Annotated in this window: 7 protein-coding genes; all 7 read right to left on the bottom strand. The window is 69.6% G+C overall.

Annotated features, from left to right (window positions below):
* The coding region (locus FNH04_RS14450) for an ATP-binding cassette domain-containing protein (protein WP_152784150.1) at nt 1-365 on the bottom strand (365 nt) is incomplete at its 3' end.
* Between the two features lie 19 nt (nt 366-384).
* Nucleotides 385-2,106 carry an ABC transporter permease gene (locus tag FNH04_RS14445; RefSeq protein ID WP_322723055.1) on the bottom strand — a complete coding sequence of 574 codons (1,722 nt, stop codon included), beginning with the start codon at nt 2,104-2,106 and terminating at the stop codon, nt 385-387.
* Nucleotides 2,082-3,161 (bottom strand): thiamine ABC transporter substrate-binding protein, encoded by a 1,080-nt coding sequence (locus FNH04_RS14440; protein ID WP_322723054.1) that lies wholly within the window; start codon nt 3,159-3,161, stop codon nt 2,082-2,084. The genes FNH04_RS14445 and FNH04_RS14440 overlap by 25 nt, the downstream gene beginning before the upstream one ends.
* A gap of 253 nt (nt 3,162-3,414) precedes the next feature.
* Nucleotides 3,415-4,521, bottom strand: coding sequence for a 23S rRNA (adenine(2503)-C(2))-methyltransferase RlmN (gene rlmN / locus FNH04_RS14435; RefSeq protein WP_152784144.1), 1,107 nt, complete (start codon nt 4,519-4,521; stop codon nt 3,415-3,417).
* 74 nt (nt 4,522-4,595) lie between these two features.
* Nucleotides 4,596-5,141, bottom strand: a complete 546-nt coding sequence (locus FNH04_RS14430; RefSeq protein ID WP_152784142.1) for an NUDIX domain-containing protein — start codon at nt 5,139-5,141, stop codon at nt 4,596-4,598.
* A gap of 87 nt (nt 5,142-5,228) precedes the next feature.
* On the bottom strand, nt 5,229-6,356 hold the full coding sequence (locus FNH04_RS14425) for a phosphatidate cytidylyltransferase (protein ID WP_152784140.1): 1,128 nt from the start codon (nt 6,354-6,356) through the stop codon (nt 5,229-5,231).
* Nucleotides 6,356-6,913: a ribosome recycling factor gene (gene frr / locus FNH04_RS14420; protein WP_190193406.1), complete on the bottom strand. Its 558-nt coding sequence runs from the start codon at nt 6,911-6,913 to the stop codon at nt 6,356-6,358. The genes FNH04_RS14425 and frr overlap by 1 nt, the downstream gene beginning before the upstream one ends.
* Between the last annotated feature and the right edge of the window lie 88 nt (nt 6,914-7,001).

The following is a 7,001-nucleotide window of genomic DNA, read 5'->3' as shown; positions in this document are numbered from 1 at the left end:
AGCCCGACCAGCTCCAGCAACTCCCCCACCCGTGCGGCCTGTTCGGCCCGGCCGGCGCCGTGCATACGCAGCCCGAACGCCACGTTCCCGCCCACGTCCCGCTGCGGGAACAGCTGGTGGTCCTGGAACATCAGCCCGACCCCGCGCCTGTGCGCGGGCACGCCCGTCTGGTCCCGCCCGTCGAGCCACACGCGCCCGGAGTCCAGGGGCTGCAGCCCGGCGACCGCCCGCAGCAGCGTCGACTTGCCGCTGCCGCTGGGCCCGAGTACACACACGATCTCGTGCTCGGCGACATCCAGGCCGACGGTGTCGAGCACGGCCCGCCCGTCGAACCGTACGGTCGCGTCCTCGACGCTCAGCAGCATCCCCAGCTCCTCGGTCGCACTAGAACTCCCCGGTCCGGTCGACGGGGGTGCCCCCGGTCGAGCTTCGAGACTGGGGGAGCATCCCCTCCAGCACCAGCAGCGCCACCGCGCACACCACCATCAGGATCGTCGACAGGGCCATCGCCTGCCCGTAGTTGAGATCGCCCGGATGCCCGAGCAGCCGTGCCACGGCGACCGGCAGCGTCGGATGGTCGGGTCGCGCGATGAACACGGTCGCCCCGAACTCCCCGAGCGACACGGCGAAGGCGAACCCGGCCGCGATCAGCAGCGCCCGCCGCACCATCGGCAGGTCGACCTCCCGCCACACACGCCACGGCGACGCGCCGAGCACGGCCGCGGCCTCCCGCAGCCGTGCGTCCACGGCCCGCAGCACGGGCAGCATGGTCCGTACGACGAAGGGGACGCCCACGAGCGCCTGTGCGAGCGGCACCAGGATCCAGGACGCCCGCAGGTCGAGGGGCGGCTCGTCGAGCGCGATCAGGAACCCGAACCCGACGGTCACCGCGGACACGCCCAGCGGCAGCATGAGCAGCGCGTCGAAGCCGCGGGCCACCCGACCGAGCGGCCCGGCGTCCCGCCGGGTGAGGGCCGCCGCGGCCAGACCGCCGACCACCACGGCGATGGCGGTGGCCGTGACCGCGTACTCCAGCGAGTTCCTCACGGCCTCGATCGGTGCGACGAGGAAGATCCCGCTGTCGTCGGCGGTCAGCTCCTTGTAGTACGCGAACCCGGGCGCGTGGAACGACCGCTCGACCAGCACGGCGAGCGGCAGCACCAGCAGCAGGACCACGGTGGCGAGGACACCCGCGAGCAGCGCCCACTGCCCCGCCCCGCGTGGCCGGCGCGCCGTCACGGACGGGTTCACCAGCCGCAGCGCGGTCTCCCGCCGCCGTACGGTCCAGGCGTGCACGGCGAGGACCGCGCCCACCGCGGCGAACTGGACGAGTGTCAGCACGGCGGCCGTGGAGAGGTCGAAGATCTCCGAGGTCTGCCGGTAGATCTCGACCTCGAGGGTGGAGAAGGTGGGCCCGCCGAGGATCTGCACCACACCGAAGGAGGTGAAGGTGAAGAGGAAGACCATGAGCGCGGCCGCCGCGACCGCAGGTGCGAGGGCGGGCAGGGTGACTTTCCGCCAGGCCTTCAGAGACGACGCGCCGAGCATCCGCGCGGCCTCCTCCTGACGCGGGTCGAGCTGTGCCCAGAGCCCGCCCACGGTGCGGACGACGACGGCGTAGTTGAAGAACACATGGGCGAGCAGGATGGCCCAGACGGTCGTGTCGAGCCGTACGCCCCACAGCTCGTCGAGCAGCCCGCCGCGACCGACGAGTGCCAGGAACGCGGTCCCGACGACGACGGTCGGCAGCACGAAGGGGACGGTCACGACCGCCCGCAGGGTCCGCTTGCCCCTGAAATCGAAGCGCGCGAAGACATACGCGCCGGGGAGCGCGATCAGCAGCGTGAGCGCGGTGGAGACCAGCGCCTGCCAGGTGGTGAACCACAGGACGTGCCGGATCGCGGAGTCCCCCAGCACCTCCGCGATCCGCCCGAACCGCCAGCCCCCGTCGACCTTCAGTCCGCGTGCGACGATCGCGGCGACGGGGTACGCGAAGAACACCCCGAAGAACGCGACGGGCACGGCCATGAGCCCGAGCCGCGCCGCGCTCCCGCGGGAGGCCTTCGCGGCGCCCCGGGACTTCACTTCAGTACGAGTGACGTCCACGACTTGACCCACTGGTCGCGGTTCTCGGCGATCTTCGCCGGCTCCATGGTCTCGGGATCCTCGGCCTGCGGACCGTACTGCGTGAACTCCTCGGGCACCTGCGCACCCTCGCGCACCGGGTACACGAACATGTTGAGCGGCATGTCCTCCTGGAACTGCTTGCCGACCAGGAAGTCGATCAGCTCCTTGCCTCCCTCGGTGTTCTTCGCGTTGCTGAGCAGCCCGGCGTACTCGACCTGCCGGAAGCACGTGCCGGCCGCGACCCCGGTGGGCGCGGTCTTCGGCCTCGGGTCGGCGAAGACGACCTCGGCGGGCGGCGAGGAGGCGTACGACACGACGAGCGGCCGGTCCGCCTTCGCCTCCTTGCCGCCGGCCGACCCGGAGAACTCCTCGTTGTAGGCCTGCTCCCAGCCGCCGACGACCTTCACACCGTTGGCCTTGAGCTTCTTCCAGTAGTCCTGCCAGCCGTCGTCTCCGTACTTCGCGGCGGTACCCAGCAGGAAGCCGAGGCCGGGCGAGGAGGTGGAGGCGTTCTCGGTGACGAGGAGGTTCCTGTACTCGGGCTTCACCAGGTCGTCGAAGGACTGCGGCGGGTCGAGTTCGCGCTCGCTGAAGTACGCCTTGTCGTAGTTGACGCAGATGTCACCGGAGTCGATGGGCGTGACCCGGTGCTGGTCCTGGTCGACCCGGTACTCCTCCTTGATCAGGTCGGACCCCTCGGCCTCGTACGACTGGAACAGCCCGTTGTCGAGGGCGCGGGACAGCAGCGTGTTGTCGACCCCGAAGAAGACGTCACCCTGCGGGTTGTCCTTGGTGAGGATCGCCGTGTTGACGGCCTGCCCGGCATCGCCGTTCTTGAGGACCTTGACCTCGTACCCGGACTCCTTCTCGAACGCCTTCAGCACGTCCTTGGAGTAGGCGAAGGAGTCGTGGCTGACGAGCGTCACGGTCTTCGAGTCGGAGCCGCCGGAACCGGAGCCGGACGCCCCGCAGGCGGACAGCGTGACAAGGCCGAGCCCTACGGCCGCGGCCACGAACTTCTTTCTGGTGCTCACTTGGATTCCTCCTGGGGTGACCAGGAAGAGACGCGGCCCTGCCCGGGGCTTCCAAGAGGTCCCGGGCAGGGCGCAACAGCTCGAGTGGTGACCGATCTCCCTACCCAGAATGACCTGGGCGAGGTTCAGAGGGTCTGCGGCCTGTGCCGCACTCTCAGCGCTGTGGCGCTCCCCTGTCGGAATATGCAGATGTACGCGGTACGAAGATCTACACGATGAAGATCTACACGATATGGAGATGTACGCGCTCAGACTACCGCTCGGTGGCCGCCAGCTGACCACAGGCCCCGTCGATCTCCTGACCACGGGTGTCCCGGATGGTCACCGGCACACCGTGCGCCGAGATCGCCTCGACGAACGCCTTCTCGTCCTCGGGCCGGGAAGCGGTCCACTTCGAACCGGGCGTCGGGTTCAGCGGAATCAGATTGACATGGACGGGCTTGCCCTTGAGCAGCCGCCCGAGCCGGTCACCACGCCACGCCTGGTCGTTGATGTCCCGGATCAGCGCGTACTCGATGGACAGCCGCCGCCCGGACTTGGCCGCGTACTCCCAGCCCGCGTCCAGGACCTCCCTGACCTTCCACCGGGTGTTGACGGGCACAAGGGTGTCGCGCAGCTCGTCGTCCGGGGCGTGCAGCGAGATGGCGAGCCGGCACTTGAAGCCCTCGTCGGAGAACCGGTGGATGGCGGGCACGAGACCCACCGTCGACACCGTGATCCCGCGCTGGGACAGCCCGAGCCCGTCCGGCTCGGGATCGGTGAGCGCCCGGATCGCCCCCACCACGCGCTTGTAGTTGGCGAGCGGCTCACCCATGCCCATGAAGACGATGTTGGAGAGCCGTGCGGGCCCACCCGGGATCTCGCCGTCCCTGAGCGCCCGCATCCCGTCCACGATCTGGTGCACGATCTCGGCGGTGGACAGATTCCGGTCGAGCCCGGCCTGCCCGGTGGCGCAGAAGGGACAGTTCATCCCGCATCCGGCCTGCGAACTGATGCACATGGTCACCCGGTCCGGGTAGCGCATCAGCACGGACTCGACGAGCGTGCCGTCGAAGAGCCGCCACAGGGTCTTGCGGGTCGTGTCCTGGTCCGTGGACAGATGCCGTACGACCGTCATCAGCTCGGGAAGCAGTGCCTCCTGGAGCTTGGCGCGCGAACCGGCGGGAATGTCGGTCCACTGCTCCGGGTCGTGCGCGTACCGCGCGAAGTAGTGCTGCGACAGCTGCTTCGCACGAAACGGCTTCTCCCCGACCGCGGCCACCGCCTCCTTGCGCTCGGCAGGGGTGAGATCGGCGAGATGCCGCGGCGGCTTCTTGGCTCCGCGCGGCGCGACAAAGGTGAGTTCTCCGGGCTTAGGCATGGCCGTACCAGTGTCGCAGATCCGCCGGTGTCCCCCGTTCGGGTGGCGTCCGACCGTGGGCCGCCGGACAGGACCTACCGCCACTCCCAGTAGTGGGTGGTCACGACGGCATCGCCGTCGCCGGGGGCCTCGTCGGTCGTGAAGCTCGTGCCGGGGAGGCCGGAGACCTGGGCCTCGACCGTGTGGAGGCGGTATTCGCCCGGCAGACCTGGATAGGAAGGCGATGCGACCCTCTCGACGGCCACGGACAGGGACCGCGGATCGACGGTGGCGTCCGCTTCCCGGACTCCGAGTTCCTCGGCGAGGCACCGCAGCGCCGCCGCGATCGCCGTCTCCCCCGGCTTCATCTTCTCGCTGGGCGGCGAGTTCCTCTCCCTCACCGCCCCGTTGGCCATCAGCTGCGCGACTTCCGTGAGTTGCCCACCGCCCGTCCGGACGACCACGCTGACGACCGAGACCCGGCGCAGTGGCGGATCCTCCGACAGGGTCGCCTCGCCCGAGGCGATCTCGTCCCACAGGTTCCGTACGGACTTGACGGCGCCGATGTCCCATGACTCGTAGGGGATGCCGTTGCTCCGCAACCACTCCTGGAGTTCGGCCGGGCTGCGCGGCTGCCGCATACGTCACCACCCCTCCCGTGACACGGATCCTGGTGCGCTGATCCTACGGACGGAAGGGGTGGTGACGAAGACGCGGCGGTACGGCGGTCAGCCGGATCCCACGAAGAGGACCAGCAGCAGCCACACCACCGGCGCGGTCGGCAGCAGCGAGTCCAGCCGGTCCATGATCCCGCCGTGGCCCGGCAGCAGCGTGCCCATGTCCTTGATGCCGAGGTCACGCTTGATCATGGACTCGCCGAGGTCGCCGAGCGTGGCGCTGACGGCGACGGCGAGGCCCAGCAGCAGGCCCTGCCACCAGGTGCCGTCGTCGATGAGGAACTGCATGCACAGGGCGCCCGCCACCATGGCGAACGCGATCGCGCCCAGCAGGCCCTCGCGCGTCTTGCCGGGGCTGATACGCGGGGCGAGCTTGTGCGTGCCGAAGCGCCAGCCGACGGCGTACGCGCCGGTGTCGCTGACGACCGTCAGCAGCAGGAAGGTGAGGACCCGCCACGAGCCGTCGTCCGCGGTGAGCATGAGCGCGACGAACGTGGCCAGGAACGGCACGTAGAAGGCCGCGAAGAGGCCCGCCGTGACGTCCTTGAGGTAGTTCTCCGGCGGCTCGGTCATACGCCACACGAGGACCGCCAGCGCGGTGAGCGCCATCGCCACCCACGCGCCCTCTGCGCCCCGTACGTACCCGGCGACGACCATCGCCGCGCCGCCGACCGCGAGCGGCACGAGGGGCGCCTTGATGGCCTTGCGCTCCTGCAGACGGGAGGTGAGCTCCCACAGGCCCACCACCACGGCGACGGCAACGACGCCGACGAAGACCGCCTTGACGATGAACAAGGAAGCGACGATCACCGCACCGAGCCCGACCCCGACCCCTATCGCGGCGCTCAGGTCACGGCCCGCGCTCTTCTTCGGCGGGGCGGGCTGGGGGGCGTCGGGCATGGACTCCGGATTCTGCGGCACGGCCCCGTAGGTCCGCGCCGGCGGATTCTCGTCGCGGAACAGGGGGCCGCTCAGCTGAGCGGCCCCCCGGTCGTCATCCTGGTTCCCGCCATGCGCGGGGGCGTCGGGCACGATGGGCATGGGCTGAGTCTGCGATGGACGCCGGCTCTCAGGCGCATCGTACGCGGGACCCGCCGGGACGGCCCCCTGGACGGGTCCGGGGTCGGACTGCCCCCAGTACCCGGCTTGTGGCGGCGCCCCCCAGGAAGAGTCGTTCATCAGACCTCGAGCAGCTCTGCTTCCTTGTGCTTGAGGAGCTCGTCCACCTGGGCGACGTACTTCGCGGTGGTGTCGTCGAGCTCCTTCTCCGCACGGCGGCCCTCGTCCTCGCCGACCTCGCCGTCCTTGACGAGCTTGTCGATCGCGTCCTTGGCCTTGCGGCGGACGGAGCGGATGGACACCTTGGCGTCCTCGCCCTTGGTCTTGGCGACCTTGATGTAGTCGCGGCGGCGCTCCTCGGTGAGCTCGGGGAACACCACTCGGATGATGTTTCCGTCGTTGCTCGGGTTGACGCCCAGGTCCGAGTCGCGGATCGCCTGTTCGATGTTGCGCAGCGCGCTCTTGTCGAACGGGGTCACCACGGCCATGCGCGGCTCCGGAACCGAGAACGAAGCCAGCTGGTTGATCGGCGTCAGCGCTCCGTAGTAGTCGGCCACGATCTTGTTGAACATCGCCGGGTGCGCACGGCCGGTGCGGATCGCGGCGAAGTCCTCCTTGGCGACCACGACGGCCTTCTCCATCTTCTCCTCGGCTTCGAGGAGGGTCTCTTCGATCACCACTTGCTCCTGCGTGTCTTGAGTAGGCCCGGCTGCTTCTCTGTCACGTCGGCGGCCGGCTGCGTCGCGTCTTATTCCTGCACGGTTC

The sequence above is a fragment of the Streptomyces phyllanthi genome (assembly GCF_009377205.1).
In the GTDB taxonomy this organism is placed as follows: Bacteria; Actinomycetota; Actinomycetes; order Streptomycetales; family Streptomycetaceae; genus Streptomyces; species Streptomyces phyllanthi.
Note: the sequence above shows the minus strand (reverse complement) of the source record. Positions and strands in the feature narration are given on the sequence as shown.